The sequence below is a fragment of the Novosphingobium olei genome (assembly GCF_037076535.1).
Lineage (GTDB): Bacteria > Pseudomonadota > Alphaproteobacteria > Sphingomonadales > Sphingomonadaceae > Novosphingobium > Novosphingobium olei.
This window is the reverse complement of record NZ_AP029021.1, coordinates 3,575,056-3,588,019: the sequence shown is the minus strand read 5'-3', so window position 1 is coordinate 3,588,019 and position 12,964 is coordinate 3,575,056. Positions and strand designations below refer to the sequence as shown.

General features: G+C 67.3%; 14 protein-coding genes. 10 read left to right on the top strand and 4 right to left on the bottom strand.

Features of this window, described 5'->3' with window-relative positions:
• Genes AACH40_RS17035 through arfB form a run of 3 tightly spaced genes read left to right on the top strand, consistent with a single transcriptional unit; the run spans window position 1 to window position 2,236 of the window.
• A complete protein-coding gene (locus AACH40_RS17035; protein ID WP_338643425.1) occupies window positions 1–1,173 on the top strand; it encodes a pyridoxal phosphate-dependent aminotransferase in 1,173 nt (390 codons plus the stop codon).
• Complete coding sequence (locus tag AACH40_RS17030; RefSeq protein WP_422394913.1) at window positions 1,173–1,823, top strand: RluA family pseudouridine synthase; 651 nt, start codon at window positions 1,173–1,175, stop codon at window positions 1,821–1,823. The genes AACH40_RS17035 and AACH40_RS17030 overlap by 1 nt, the downstream gene beginning before the upstream one ends.
• A gap of 29 nt (window positions 1,824–1,852) precedes the next feature.
• A complete protein-coding gene (gene arfB, locus AACH40_RS17025) occupies window positions 1,853–2,236 on the top strand; it encodes an alternative ribosome rescue aminoacyl-tRNA hydrolase ArfB (RefSeq protein WP_422394912.1) in 384 nt (127 codons plus the stop codon).
• A gap of 45 nt (window positions 2,237–2,281) precedes the next feature.
• Here arfB and AACH40_RS17020 read toward each other — a convergent pair whose 3' ends face one another.
• A complete protein-coding gene (locus AACH40_RS17020) occupies window positions 2,282–2,506 on the bottom strand; it encodes a hypothetical protein (RefSeq protein WP_338643422.1) in 225 nt (74 codons plus the stop codon).
• 9 nt (window positions 2,507–2,515) lie between these two features.
• Window positions 2,516–2,845, bottom strand: a complete 330-nt coding sequence (locus AACH40_RS17015; RefSeq protein ID WP_169495261.1) for a hypothetical protein — start codon at window positions 2,843–2,845, stop codon at window positions 2,516–2,518.
• Between the two features lie 238 nt (window positions 2,846–3,083).
• On the opposite strand from AACH40_RS17015, the gene AACH40_RS17010 reads away from it, so the two are divergent.
• From AACH40_RS17010 to metH, 4 genes are read left to right on the top strand one after another with little or no spacing between them, the layout of a single operon-like run.
• A complete protein-coding gene (locus tag AACH40_RS17010; protein ID WP_338646145.1) occupies window positions 3,084–4,010 on the top strand; it encodes an ArsR/SmtB family transcription factor in 927 nt (308 codons plus the stop codon).
• Window positions 4,007–4,912 (top strand): methylenetetrahydrofolate reductase [NAD(P)H], encoded by a 906-nt coding sequence (gene metF, locus AACH40_RS17005; protein WP_338643421.1) that lies wholly within the window; start codon window positions 4,007–4,009, stop codon window positions 4,910–4,912. The genes AACH40_RS17010 and metF overlap by 4 nt, the downstream gene beginning before the upstream one ends.
• Window positions 4,912–5,985, top strand: coding sequence for a homocysteine S-methyltransferase family protein (locus AACH40_RS17000; protein ID WP_338643420.1), 1,074 nt, complete (start codon window positions 4,912–4,914; stop codon window positions 5,983–5,985). The genes metF and AACH40_RS17000 overlap by 1 nt, the downstream gene beginning before the upstream one ends.
• 36 nt (window positions 5,986–6,021) lie before the next feature.
• Window positions 6,022–8,655 carry a methionine synthase gene (metH, locus tag AACH40_RS16995; protein ID WP_338643419.1) on the top strand — a complete coding sequence of 878 codons (2,634 nt, stop codon included), beginning with the start codon at window positions 6,022–6,024 and terminating at the stop codon, window positions 8,653–8,655.
• Window positions 8,656–8,659: 4 nt separating this feature from the next.
• Here the strand turns inward: metH and fumC are convergent, their stop codons facing one another.
• Both fumC and AACH40_RS16985 read right to left on the bottom strand, forming a co-directional pair.
• Entirely contained in the window at window positions 8,660–10,036 is a 1,377-nt protein-coding gene (gene fumC, locus AACH40_RS16990; RefSeq protein WP_338643418.1) for a class II fumarate hydratase, read from the bottom strand.
• An 88-nt stretch (window positions 10,037–10,124) separates the two neighbouring features.
• Window positions 10,125–10,373: a hypothetical protein gene (locus tag AACH40_RS16985; protein WP_169495267.1), complete on the bottom strand. Its 249-nt coding sequence runs from the start codon at window positions 10,371–10,373 to the stop codon at window positions 10,125–10,127.
• Window positions 10,374–10,641: 268 nt separating this feature from the next.
• Here AACH40_RS16985 and AACH40_RS16980 point away from each other — a divergent pair, with 268 nt between their 5' ends.
• From AACH40_RS16980 to AACH40_RS16970, 3 genes are all read left to right on the top strand, one after another.
• On the top strand, window positions 10,642–11,835 hold the full coding sequence (locus AACH40_RS16980) for a cation:proton antiporter (protein ID WP_338643417.1): 1,194 nt from the start codon (window positions 10,642–10,644) through the stop codon (window positions 11,833–11,835).
• A 25-nt stretch (window positions 11,836–11,860) separates the two neighbouring features.
• The gene (locus AACH40_RS16975; protein ID WP_338643416.1) at window positions 11,861–12,418 is read left to right on the top strand and encodes a DUF3592 domain-containing protein; all 558 of its coding nucleotides are present in this window, start codon (window positions 11,861–11,863) and stop codon (window positions 12,416–12,418) included.
• Between the two features lie 65 nt (window positions 12,419–12,483).
• Window positions 12,484–12,963, top strand: a complete 480-nt coding sequence (locus AACH40_RS16970; RefSeq protein WP_338643415.1) for a nuclear transport factor 2 family protein — start codon at window positions 12,484–12,486, stop codon at window positions 12,961–12,963.
• Window position 12,964 lies beyond the last annotated feature (1 nt).

The following is a 12,964-nucleotide window of genomic DNA, read 5'->3' as shown; positions in this document are numbered from 1 at the left end:
ATGTCCCATCCGCTTTCCGCCGCGCTTTCGCGCATTGCGCCTTCGCGCACCACGGCCATGACCGACCGCGCGATGGAGCTGCGCGCCGAGGGCAAGGACGTAATCTCGCTGTCGGTGGGTGAGCCCGACTTCGCCACGCCCGCGCACGTGATCGAGGCGGCCAAGCAGGCGCTCGATGCCGGCGACACGCGCTACACCGCCGTGGCCGGCACGGCGGCGCTGAGGAAGGCGGCGGCGCTCCATTTCGAGCGGGACCTGGGGTTGGTCGTCCCGCCCGCGCAGGTGATCGTCAGCGCGGGGGGCAAGCAGGCGATCTTCCACGCACTGCTGGCGACGCTCGATCCCGGTGACGAAGTGCTGGTGCCGAGCCCGTGGTGGGTCAGCTATCCCGAGATCGTGCGCTTTGCCGGCGCCACGGTGGTGGACCTGCCGACGACAGCGGCAAGCGGCTTTCGCATCAGCGCGGCGCAGCTCGAGGCGGCGATCACGCCTGCCACGCGCTGGCTGCTGCTCAACAGCCCCGGCAATCCCACCGGCGCGACCTATTCCGCCGAGGAAATCCGAGCGATTGGCGAGGTGCTGCGCCGCCATCCGCGCGTGCTGGCGATGAGCGACGATATCTACGCCCCGCTGCGCTATGTCGAAGGAGCGCACGCCACGCTGGCGGTGGAATGTCCGGACCTGGCCGAACGGGTGCTGACGGTCTCGGGCGTGTCGAAGAGCCACGCGATGACCGGCTTCCGCATCGGCGTTTCGGCAGGGCCGCTGTGGCTGATCCAGGCGATGGCCAAGCTGCAGTCGCATTCTTCGGGCAATCCCGCCTCGATCAGCCAGGCCGCCGCCGTGGCCGCGTTCGCCGGGCCGCAGGATTTCCTGGCCGACTGGCGCGAGCGTTTCCGCGTGCGGCGCGACCGGGTGGTGGCGGCGATCAACGCGATTCCGGGCCTTGCGGCGCCGGTGCCCGACGGCGCGTTCTATTGCATGGTCGATGCCGCGCCCCTGATGGCCCGCTTCGGCGATGACGACGCGCTGGCGATGCACCTGCTCGAACACGGCGTCGCGATCGTGCCGGCCTCGGCGTTTGGCGGGCGCGACGGTTTTCGCATTTCCTTCGCCGCGGACGACGCGCGGCTCGATGAAGCGCTGCGGCGCATTGCAGGAGCGGTGGCGTGATCGATTTCCCGATCCTGTTCGAAGACGGCGAAGCGCTGGTGATCGACAAGCCGGCAGGCCTGCCGCTCGATACCCCGCGCGCCGGGGGCGTGAGCCTCGACGATTACCTCGACGAACTGCGCTTCGGCTTCCAGCGTGCGCCGGCGCCGGTGCACCGGCTCGACCGGGATACTTCTGGCTGCCTGCTGCTGGCGCGCAACCCCAAGGCGCTCAAGCGCTTTTCGGCGGCGTTCGAGGCGCGCAGCGTGACCAAGGTCTATCTCGGCGTGGTGCAGGGGACGTTCGAGCTGAAGCACGGCACGATCGACCTGGCGCTGTCCAAGATCAGCTCGGCGGCGAACGGCTGGCGGATGATCGCGGCGAAGAAGGGCAAGCCCGCGCGCACGCACTGGAAGGTGCTGGCCCAACACGATGGCCTTTCGCTGGTCGAGTTCCGGCCCGAAACCGGCCGCACCCACCAGATCCGCGTCCATGCGCTGGAAGGGCTGGGCCAGCCGCTGGTCGGCGATCCGGTCTATGGAGATGGTGACGGGACCGGGCGAACCCTGCTCCACGCTCTGCGGCTCGAAGTGCCGCGCGACGGCAAGCCGCCGGTCGTGGCCGACGCGCCGATCCCTGACGATTTCAGGGCGCTCGGTTTCACGCTGTGATCGATGCCGATGCCCTGGTCGGCCGGGCCATGGCGCTGGTCGAGGAGAGCTTCATCGCCGCGGCGGGACCGGGCGGGCAGAACGTGAACAAGGTGGCGACGGCGGCGCAGCTGCGGCTCGACGTCTTTGCGCTGCGCCTGCCGCCCGAGGTGTTCGATCGCCTGAAGGACCTCGCCGGGTCCAAGATGACCGCCAAGGGCGAGATCGTGCTGACCGCGCGCAGCTATCGCACGCAGGAACAGAACCGCGAGGACGGGCGCAAGCGGCTGGCCGACCTGCTGCGCGAAGCGTGCAACCTGCCGGCAAGGCGCGCCAAGTCGCGGCTCAACCGCGTGGGCAAGACGGCGCGGCTGGAAGGCAAGAAGAAGCGCGGCGCGATCAAGGCCGGACGCGGCAAGGTATCGTTCGACTGACGTTCAAGCCCTGACGCCAAAGCCTTGATGCGAAAACCCTGACGCTCAGGGCTGATCGCTCGCCGCAACGCCGGGAATCGCGGCGAGGTCGGCGGGCACGGTCGCTTCGTCGAGCGGGGGACGCGGGCGCGCCTCGAGCCGCTCGGCCGCCTTGTCGAGCGCCTTGGCTTCGCCCACGGTGGTGCCGCCGGGGCCGGGGTCGGTGTCTTTCGAACACGCGCCCAGCCCCAGTGGCAGCACCAGAAGCGCGGCAGCCAATGCCCCCCGCATCGGACGCGCTTACTGCTGCGGCGGAGCGGCGGGCTTGTCGGTGCCGGTTTCCGCTGCGGCGGCGGCCGCACGGGCAGCCTCGGCCGCCGAAACTGCGCTGTCGGCCGCGCTCTTGGCGGCATCCTCGGCGCTCTGTGCAGCCTGCGAGGCATCGGCAGCGGGGGCGACTTCCCTTTGCGGCGCAGGCGCGGCGGCGGAAGGTTCAACCGCCGGAAGATCGTCAGCCGGCATTTCGACGTTGTCGGGCGCGGCTTCCTGCGAGGCATCGTCGGACTTGCCGCAGGCGGCGAGCGAAAGCGCAGCGGCAGCAGCGAAAGCCGTGATGGCGAACTTCTTCATCGGGTCCCTCTCGAAGGAAATCATGGACTTGACCGGCCTTTTGCCGGCTCGGGCCCGGTTCTATCGCCCTGCCACCATCAAGGCCACAAAAATGCGGCGGACAAGGACGACGCGCGCCAAAAACGACAACGGGCGGAGCGTCCGTTTGTTGACCCATATAAAGAATGCTTTATATGCCCCTTGCGTGACCCTGCTGGACTCCCTTCGCGCCCTTGCCGATCCGACGCGCCTGCGGATCATGCGGCTGCTTGCCAGCATGGAACTGGCCGTGGGCGAAATCGCGCAAGTGCTGGGCCAGAGCCAGCCGCGCGTATCGCGCCACGTCAAGATCCTGTGCGATGCCGGCCTTGCCGAACGCCGTCGCGAAGGCGGCTGGGTATTCCTGCGCGCGGCATCGGGCGAGGGGCAGGCGAACCTTAAGTCGGCGCTTGCCGGCCTGCTCGCGGTGGGCGAGGCGAGCGATCCTGCCTTCGCCGCCGAATGTGCGGGCGATCGCCATCACCTCGACGCGATCCGCGCGGCGCGGCAGGCCAGCGCCGAGGACTACTTCGCCGCCCATGCCGAGGAATGGGACAGCTTGCGCAGCCTGCACATCGCCGATGGGCCGGTCGAGCTGGCGCTGGCGGAACTGCTGGGCGCCGACAGCCTCGGCCGACTGCTCGACATCGGCACCGGCACGGGCCGCATGGCCGAACTGTTTGCCGATCGCGCCGCCAAGGTGACGGGCCTTGATCGCAGCCCCGAAATGCTGCGGCTTGCCCGCGCGCGCCTGCAGGACCTGCCGACCGACCGGTTCGAGCTGGTACGTGGCGATTTCACCGACCTGCCGTTCGATGGGGCGAGCTTCGATACCGTGCTGCTGCACCAGGTGCTGCATTATGCGCAGGCGCCCGAACTGGTGCTGGCGGAAGCCGCGCGCGTGACCTGTCCCGGCGGACGGCTGGCGATCGTCGACTTTGCCGCGCACGGTCGCGAGGACTTGCGCGAACGTCACGCCCACGCGCGCCTCGGGTTTTCCGATGCGCAGATGAACACCCTTTTCAACGAGGCCGGCTACCGCATGGAAGCCGAGCGCGCGCTCGCCGGGCACGAACTGATCGTCAAGATCTGGATCGGCGTGCGCGAACAGGATGCAGGAGCGACCCCGCTCCGGAGGACAGGATGACCAAGGACCAGGTGCTCGACCAGCCGCTGTTCGGGGGGCTCCCCGGCGATATCGCGGTGTCGTTCGAATTCTTCCCGCCCAAGAGCGAGGCGATGGCCGCGCAGCTGTGGGAAACGGTGGTCACGCTGGCCCCGCTTGCGCCCAAGTTCGTCTCGGTGACCTATGGCGCGGGCGGCACCACGCGCGAACGCACTCATGCGACCGTGGCGCGGCTGGTGAAGGAGACCGACCTCGTGCCCGCCGCGCACCTTACCTGCGTTGCGGCGAGCAAGGCCGAGATCGACGAGATTGCCGACCAGTACTGGGACGCGGGCGTGCGCCACATCGTGGCGCTGCGCGGCGATCCGCCGCCGTCGGACGGTGGGCGCTTCACGCCGCACCCAGACGGCTATCGCAATGCCGCCGAGCTGGTCGAAGGGCTGAAGAAGCGCCACGACTTCGAGATCTCGGTGGCCGCCTACCCTGAAGGTCATCCCGATGCGGTCAGCCTCGAGGCCGATCTCGACAACCTGAAGCGCAAGCTGGATGCGGGCGCGACCCGCGCGATCAGCCAGTTCTTCTTTTCGACCGACGCTTGGTTCCGCTTCCAGGAGAAGGCGCTGGCGGCCGGGATCACCGCGCCGATCCTGCCGGGCATCATGCCGGTGACCAACTTCGCCGCGATCCGCCGGATGAGCGGCAACACCGAGATCCCGGCGTGGATGGAAGCGATGTTCGAGGGGTTGGACGAACGCCCCGGCCCGCGCGGGCTCGTTTCGGCGGTGATGGCTGCCGACTTGTGCCGCCGGCTCTATGCGGGCGGCGTGCGCGACTTCCACTTCTATACGCTCAACCGCGCCGACCTGTCCTATGCGACCTGCCACCTGCTCGGCCTGCGCCCCGTCACCGGAAAGACCGCCTGATGCTGACTCCTTCGCAAGCGCGCGCCGATTTCCTCGCGCAAGCCGCCCAGCGCATCCTGATCACCGATGGCGCGTTCGGCACCGAGATCCAGAACTGGAAGCTCGCCGAAGCGGATTATGCCGGCACGCTGGGCCTGTCGAAGGACCAGAAGGGCAACAACGACATCCTTGCGCTGACCAAGCCGGAAGTGCCCGAGGCGATCCATCGCGCCTATTTCGAGGCGGGGGCGGACATCGCCGAAACCAACACCTTTTCCGCCAACCGCATCAGCCAGGCCGATTATGGCGCGGAGCATCTGGTGCGCGAGATCAACGTCGAGAGCGCGAAGCTGGCGCGGCGGCTGGCGGATGAATATCAGGCTAAGGATGCCAAAAACGGTATTGTACGCCCACGCTTCGTCGCGGGCGCCATCGGGCCGACCAACAAGACGCTGTCTTTGTCGCCCGACGTCAACGATCCGGGCTTCCGCGAGATCGACTGGGACACGCTGGTCGATGTCTACAAGGAACAGGCCGCCGCACTGGTCGAAGGCGGCGCGGACTTCATCCTGATCGAGACGGTGTTCGACACGCTCAACGCCAAGGCTGGGATCATGGCGGTGAAACAGCTCGAGCAGGAGATCGGGCGCGAAGTGCCGATCATGCTGTCGATGACGCTGACCGATCTTTCGGGCCGCAACCTGTCGGGTCACACGGTCGAGGCGTTCTGGTACGCGGTGCGCCATGCGAGGCCCGTGACGATCGGGCTCAACTGTTCGTTTGGTGCCACGCAGCTGCGCCCGCACGTGCGCACGCTGGCGGAAAATGCCGACACGCTGATCATGGTCTATCCCAACGCCGGCCTGCCCAACGAACTGGGCGCCTATGACGAACTGCCGGAAACGACTGCGGGGCTGGTCAAGGAATGGGCGGACAAGGGGCAGGTCAACGTGCTGGGCGGCTGCTGCGGTTCGACGCCGGCGCACATCGCGGCGATGGCCAGGGCGGTCGCGGGCCTTGCCCCGCGCGCGCTGCCGCAGGTCGAGACGGTGACGCGGCTGGCCGGGCTCGAACCTTTCCTGATGCCTGCCTGATCTTGCAACGCCCGGTTTTCAACGGAAGTTTTTGACGTGACCCAGACCACCACCTCCGCCACATCTTCGGGCGCCCGCTTCGTCAACGTTGGTGAACGCACCAACGTTACCGGTTCGGCGGCGTTCAAGAAGCTGATCCTTGCCGGTGACTATACCAAGGCGATCGAGGTCGCGCGCCAGCAGGTCGAAAACGGCGCGCAGGTGATCGACGTCAACATGGACGAGGGTCTGCTCGACGCGGTCGAGGCGATGACCACCTACCTCAAGCTGCTCGCCGCCGAGCCCGACATCGCGCGGGTGCCGGTGATGATCGACAGCTCGAAGTGGGAGGTGATCGAGGCGGGCCTGAAGTGTGTTTCGGGTAAGCCGATCGTCAACTCGATCTCGATGAAGGAAGGCGAAGAGCCGTTCCTTCACCACGCGCGCAAGTGCATGGACTATGGCGCGGCGGTGGTGGTCATGGCCTTCGACGAGAAGGGCCAGGCGGATACCAAGCAGCGCAAGGTCGAGATCTGCACCCGCGCCTACAAGCTGCTGACCGGGATCGGCTTTCCGCCCGAGGACATCATCTTCGATCCCAACGTCTTCGCCGTGGCTACGGGGATCGAGGAGCACAACAACTACGCGGTCGACTTCATCGAGGCGGTGAAGGAAATCCGCGTGGCGTGCCCGCACGTCCACTTCTCGGGCGGGCTATCGAACCTGTCGTTCTCGTTCCGCGGCAACGAGACCGTGCGCCGGGCGATGCATTCGGTGTTCCTGTACCACGCCATCCCGGCGGGGCTGGACATGGCGATCGTCAATGCAGGGCAGCTCGACATCTACGACCAGATCGACCCCGCGCTGCGCGAAGCCTGCGAGGACGTGATCCTCAACCGCGATGAAGGCGCGACCGAACGGCTCATCACGCTGGCCGAAAGCTTCAAGGGCAAGGACGCCGTTGCCGAGAAGGCGGCCGAGGAATGGCGCGGCTGGGACGTCGTGCGCCGGCTGGAACACGCGCTGGTCAAGGGCATCGACGCCCACGTGGTCGACGATACCGAGGAAGCGCGCGCGATGATCGCGGCGCGCGGCGGTCGTCCGATCGAGGTGATCGAAGGCCCGCTGATGGAAGGCATGAACACGGTCGGCGACCTGTTCGGATCGGGCAAGATGTTCCTGCCGCAGGTGGTCAAGTCCGCCCGCGTGATGAAGAAGTCGGTCGCGCACCTGATCCCGTTCATCGAGGCGGAAAAGGAGGCCGGCGCCAAGGCCAAGGGCCGGATCATCATGGCGACCGTGAAGGGCGACGTTCACGACATCGGCAAGAACATCGTCGGCGTGGTCCTGCAGTGCAACGGCTACGAGGTGATCGACCTTGGCGTGATGGTGCCGTGGTCCACGATCATCGACACGGCGATCAAGGAAGACGTCGACATGATCGGCCTGTCCGGCCTGATCACTCCATCGCTCGACGAAATGGTGACCGTGGCCGAGGAAATGAGCCGCGCCGGGCTGTCGATCCCGTTGTTGATCGGCGGGGCCACCACCAGCAAGGTGCACACCGCACTGCGCATCGACCCCGCCTACGACGGGCCGGTGGTGCACGTGCTCGATGCCAGCCGCGCGGTGGGCGTTGCCAGCCAGCTGCTGTCGGACACGCAGCGCGATCCTTTCGTCAAGGCGACCGCCGCCGATTACCAGCACGTGCGCGAGGCGCGGGCGGGCAAGGGCGAATCCAAGCTGCTGCGACTGGAGGAAGCGCGCGACAACGCCTATGCGCCCGACTTCACCGAGAAGGCGCCGCCGCCCGAGCAGCCCGGGCTGCATGTGTTTCCGGACTGGGACCTGTCCGATCTGGTCGAATACTTCGACTGGACGCCGTTCTTCCGCGCCTGGGAGCTGGCGGGCACCTATCCGGCGATCCTCGATGACGAGATCGTCGGCGAAAGTGCGCGGAGCCTTTATGCCGATGCGCGCGCAATGCTGGACAGGATCGTCGCCGAAAAGTGGCTGACGGCCAAAGGGGTGGCGGGATTCTGGCCCTGTGCCCGCCACGGCGATGACGTGGTGCTGCATCTGGAAGGGCCGCAGCCGCCGCTGCACCTGCCGTTCCTGCGCCAGCAGTTCGCCAAGAGCCGCGGCCGCGCGAACTTCTGCCTGGCCGACTTCATCGATCCGGCGGGCGACTGGATCGGCGGCTTTGCCGTGGGCATCCACGGCATCGAGCCGCACCTCGCCCGCTTCAAGGCGGACAATGACGATTACCAGGACATCCTGCTGAAAGCGCTGGCCGACCGTTTTGCCGAAGCGTTTGCCGAGCGTCTGCACGCGCACGTGCGCACCACGCTGTGGGCCTATGCGCCGGGCGAGCAGCTGACCAACGAGGCGCTGATCCGCGAGCAGTATCGCGGCATCCGCCCGGCTCCGGGATACCCGGCATGCCCCGACCACAGCCTGAAGCCGATCCTGTTCGACCTGCTGGATGCCCCCGCCAACGCCGGGATCACGCTGACCGAAAGCCAGGCGATGCTGCCGACCGCGGCGGTGAGCGGCTTCTACTTCGCGCACCCCGAAAGCCAGTACTTCGGCGTCGCCACGATCGGGCGCGACCAGCTGGAAGACTACGCCGCGCGGCGCGGAATGGATCTCGCCGTGGCCGAGCGCTGGCTGCGCCCGAACCTCAGCTGACCGGTCACACCATATCCTGCGGTCGCACCACGCGGTCGAAGGTGGCGGCATCGACCAGCCCGAGCTTCAGGCCCGCCTCGCGCAGCGAGAGGCCTTCGGCATGCGCGGTCTTGGCGATCTTCGCGGCGTTGTCGTAGCCGATCTCGGGCGCAAGCGCGGTCACCAGCATCAGCGAGCGTTCTACCAGCTCGGCGATGCGTGCCTTGTTCGCTTCCAGCCCTTCGACGCAGCGTTCGGCAAAGCTCGCCATGCCGACCGACAGGAGATGGACCGAGCGGAGGACGGCGGCGCCGATCATCGGCTTGAACACGTTCAGTTCGAGGTGGCCCTGCAGCCCGCCGACAGTGACGGCCTGGTGATTGCCGATGACTTGCGCGGCAACCATCGTGAGCATTTCGCACTGCGTCGGGTTCACCTTGCCCGGCATGATCGAGCTTCCCGGTTCGTTGGCGGGAAGATCGAGCTCGCCAAGGCCCGAACGCGGGCCGGAGCCGAGCAGGCGGATGTCGTTGGCGATCTTGGTCAGCGCCACGGCGAGCGTCGCCAGCGTGGCCGAGAACTGGACCAGCGCATCGTTGCTGGCGAGCGCTTCGAACTTGTTGGGCGCGGTCTCGAAGGCGTGGCCGGTCAACTGCGCCAGTTCGTTGGCAATGGCATCGGCAAAGCCTTCGGGCGCGTTGAGGCCCGTGCCGACGGCCGTGCCCCCTTGCGCGAGTTGCAGCAGGTGCCGCTCGGCATCGGACAGGCGTTCGCGCGCGGCGGCGAGCTGGCGGACGTAACCTGAAAATTCCTGCCCCAGCGTCAGCGGCGTTGCGTCCTGCAGATGGGTGCGGCCGATCTTGACGAGGTGTGCCCAGTCCCGCGCCTTGGCATCTAGGGCGGCGTGAAGCCGGTCGAGTGCAGGGAGCAGGTCGCGGTGCAGGGCGATGACGGCAGCGACGTGGAGCGCGGTCGGGAAGCTGTCGTTGCTCGACTGGCCGCGATTGACGTCGTCGTTGGGGTGGACCGGGCTCTTGCCGCCGCGCTGGCCGGAAAGGCGTTCGTTGGCGATCCCGGCGATCACCTCGTTGACGTTCATGTTGCTCTGCGTGCCGCTGCCGGTCTGCCAGATCACCAGCGGAAACTGGTCGTCGAAGCGCCCGGCGGCGACATCGGCCGCGGCGGCTTCGATGGCCTGGCCAAGCGCCGGGTCGAGCCCGTGCGCCCGGTTGACCCGCGCGGCCGCCTGCTTGACCAAGGCCAGCGCGTGGATGATCCCGAGCGGCATCCGCTCCATCGCGCCGAAGGGAAAGTTTTCGATGCTGCGCTGGGTCTGTGCGCCCCAGTACGCGTCATCGGGAACGTCGATCGCGCCAATCGAATCGGTTTCGCTGCGGGCCATCGTGCTGCTCGTGCTCCTTGTCCCTGCCGACAACGGCAAGATCATCGGGGCAATGGACAGGGCGCACGAGCGTTCCGCAAGCGGTTTGTCAGGCGGCGGGTGACCGGTAGTTGTAGTATTCGGCCGTGGTGCTGGCGCCGTCGCTGGCGGCCAGCAGGCTGAGCGCGGCGGCAAGGCCCTGGCGCGCGAAAGTATCGAGCAGGTCGTCAAACGAACGGTCGTGGGCCTTTGCCACGGCCTTCAACGCCCGGGCCATTTCCTCGAATTCGATCTCGGTCAGGCGCGCGGCCTTCCATTCCTCGGCCGCATTGAAGTTCTCGTGCAGGTGATGGCCCATCGGTCGGTCTCCCTTATGTCGTAGGACACAGGGCTAACAGGAAGGTGCGGCCACAGCCCTTAAGCACACCCAGAGGGCGGCACCGGTCGCATAACGCAAGATCGCGTCAACCACGCCGGCTCGACCGCCCTCAGGGGCTTTGGACTGGCCGGAAGCGGGCTGAATTCGTATTCGCCCTTGTGTCGCGCATCGGCATGGCGATCAGGGACGGCCCTTGCGGACCCGGGTAAACGGGCAAGCTGGGTGAGGGCAGGGGGCAGGAAGCTTGATGGGCACGACCGAGATCTACTTGATCGCGTTGACGATCATCCTGGCGGTGCCTTACGCCGTGTGGCGGCTGGCGCGAACCGACCGCTTCGCGCCGCTGGTGGTGGTGCAGATCATCGGCGGCATCCTGCTCGGGCCCGGGGTGCTGGGCGCAGCCTATCCCGCCTATTACGCCTTCGTGTTCAATCCGCAGGTGATTGCCGCGCTCAACGGCATCGCGTGGTGGGCGGTGATGATGTTCGTGTTCGTGGCGGGGCTGGAGCTGGACCTGGCCGACGCATGGCGGCACCGCGGCGAAACGGCGTTGACCGCGGGATGCGCGCTGGTTGCCCCGCTGCTGCTGGGTGCCGCGGCGGCGGCGATCCTGCTGGCACAGCCGGGCTGGATCGGCCCGAAAGGCACCTATCCGCAGGCGGTGCTGGGCGTAGGCATGGCATGCGCGGTTACCGCGTTGCCCATCCTGGTGCTGCTGATGGAAAAGCTCGGGCTGTTCCGCCAGCCGCTGGGGCAGCGGCTGCTGCGCTATGCCAGCCTGGACGACGTGGCGATCTGGGGGGTGCTGGCGCTGATCCTGCTCGATTGGTCGCGGCTCGGCCGGCAAGGTCTGTTCCTTGCCGCCTTCGCTGTCGCAGCCTTCGTCATGCGCAAGGCGACGCAGAGGCTGCCTCAGGACGATCGATGGTATGTGGCGCTGGTCTGGCTTGCGGTGGTGGCGTTCGGCGCCGACTGGTCCGGCCTGCACTTCATGGTTGGCGCGTTCCTGGCCGGCGCCGTGCTCGACGCGCGCTGGTTCGATACCGCGCGGCTCGACGCGATGCGCAACTTCCTGCTGCTGACCATCATGCCGGTGTTCTTCCTTTCGACCGGACTGCGCACCAGCTTCGGCGTCAACGGTGCGATGGTCTTCGCGGCGGCCGGGGTGCTGCTGATCGCGTCGGTCGCAGGGAAGCTGCTGGGAGTTCATCTCGCCGGGCGGCTGCTCGGCTGGCAAAAGGGCGAGGCGAGCGTGATCGGCTGGATGCTGCAGACCAAGGCGCTGATCATGATAATCTTCGTCAACGTCCTGCTCGACAGGGAGGTGATCACCGCGCAGACGTTCACCGCGCTGCTGCTGATGGCGGTCGGCTCCACCGCGCTCACTACGCCGATGGTCCGTCCGCGGCTGGCAAGGCTCGCCAGGCCGACGGTTCATTAAGCAGTTTTGCCTATAAGCGCGGGGCATGACCGCGCTCGACCTGCTCACGCTTGCCATTGCCGCATTGATGCTCGGCACGTGCTGGTGCGTGTGGCGGGCTGCCACGTTGTTCGCCCGCTGGCGTCCCGCCGTGGCGACCGTCATGCGGGGTGGCTACAGCGAGGCCGAACGGCTCGACGATCTGCTGAGCATGGGAGCCTCGCTCGGCACGCGGCGCGGCTGGGACTGGCGCGATGGCGAAGGCAAGCGCTGGATCGAGGACGAGGTCGCCTTCGAGGCGGAAAATGGCCGATCCTGCCGCGCCATCGTCGGCCGGCAGGTGACGCGCGCGTGGAAGCCGTCCTCGGTCTTTCGCATCTGGTACGATCCTGCCGATCCAGGGCGGGTGACCGCCTATGGCCCCTGGTACTGGAGCCTGATGGCGGCCATGTCGCTCGGCTTCGTGGCGGCCATCGCGGTCTGGGGGCTCGACTGGGCGCGGACCGGAGCGCCGCCGCCCTGGCTCGCGGCGCTGGCTGACACGCCAAGTGATCCGCCCCGAACCCTTTGGGAGCGCGTGGACCAGGCCGTCTCGCACAAGTGACAGGGCGAAAGCGTGGCGTCGTCGACTAGGCTGCCTTGCAAACACGCTTGGAGAGGCAACCGCACGTGACCCAGATCGACCCTGTCGCCCGCCTGATCGCCATCGAGGAGATCAAGCAGCTGAAGGCGCGCTATTTCCGCTTGATGGATTCCAAGCAGTGGGGGCCGTTGCGCGATGTCTTCGCCGACGATGCCGTGTTCGATGCCCGCGCCTCGCTGTCGATCGACGGCAATGGCGAATCCGGCCGTGCGGCCGAAAGCAACGAATGGGTCTATTCGGGCGGCGACGTGATCGTCGACTTCATCCAGGCGGCGATCGGTACCCAGCGCACCGTCCATCACGGCCATTGCCACGAGATCGAGATCCTGTCGGACACCGAGGCACGGGGCGTGATCGCGATGGAAGACCAGATCTGGGACGAAACCGGCGCCACGCTGACGCTGCACGGCATGGGGCACTATCACGAAACCTACCGCAAGGACGCCGGCGCCTGGCGCATCGTCAATTCGCGGATCACCCGTCTCCACGTGATATTGGGCGAATGAG

Excerpts from the sequence above, each read along its gene's own strand:
- AACH40_RS17035 (WP_338643425.1), top strand. The coding sequence starts at position 1 with ATGTCCCATCCGCTTTCCGCCGCGCTTTCGCGCATTGCGCCTTCGCGC.
- arfB (WP_422394912.1), top strand. The coding sequence starts at position 1,853 with ATGGCGCTGGTCGAGGAGAGCTTCATCGCCGCGGCGGGACCGGGCGGG.
- AACH40_RS17020 (WP_338643422.1), bottom strand. The coding sequence starts at position 2,506 with ATGCGGGGGGCATTGGCTGCCGCGCTTCTGGTGCTGCCACTGGGGCTG.
- AACH40_RS17015 (WP_169495261.1), bottom strand. The coding sequence starts at position 2,845 with ATGAAGAAGTTCGCCATCACGGCTTTCGCTGCTGCCGCTGCGCTTTCG.
- AACH40_RS17010 (WP_338646145.1), top strand. The coding sequence starts at position 3,084 with ATGCGGCTGCTTGCCAGCATGGAACTGGCCGTGGGCGAAATCGCGCAA.
- metF (WP_338643421.1), top strand. The coding sequence starts at position 4,007 with ATGACCAAGGACCAGGTGCTCGACCAGCCGCTGTTCGGGGGGCTCCCC.
- AACH40_RS17000 (WP_338643420.1), top strand. The coding sequence starts at position 4,912 with ATGCTGACTCCTTCGCAAGCGCGCGCCGATTTCCTCGCGCAAGCCGCC.
- fumC (WP_338643418.1), bottom strand. The coding sequence starts at position 10,036 with ATGGCCCGCAGCGAAACCGATTCGATTGGCGCGATCGACGTTCCCGAT.
- AACH40_RS16985 (WP_169495267.1), bottom strand. The coding sequence starts at position 10,373 with ATGGGCCATCACCTGCACGAGAACTTCAATGCGGCCGAGGAATGGAAG.
- AACH40_RS16980 (WP_338643417.1), top strand. The coding sequence starts at position 10,642 with ATGGGCACGACCGAGATCTACTTGATCGCGTTGACGATCATCCTGGCG.
- AACH40_RS16975 (WP_338643416.1), top strand. The coding sequence starts at position 11,861 with ATGACCGCGCTCGACCTGCTCACGCTTGCCATTGCCGCATTGATGCTC.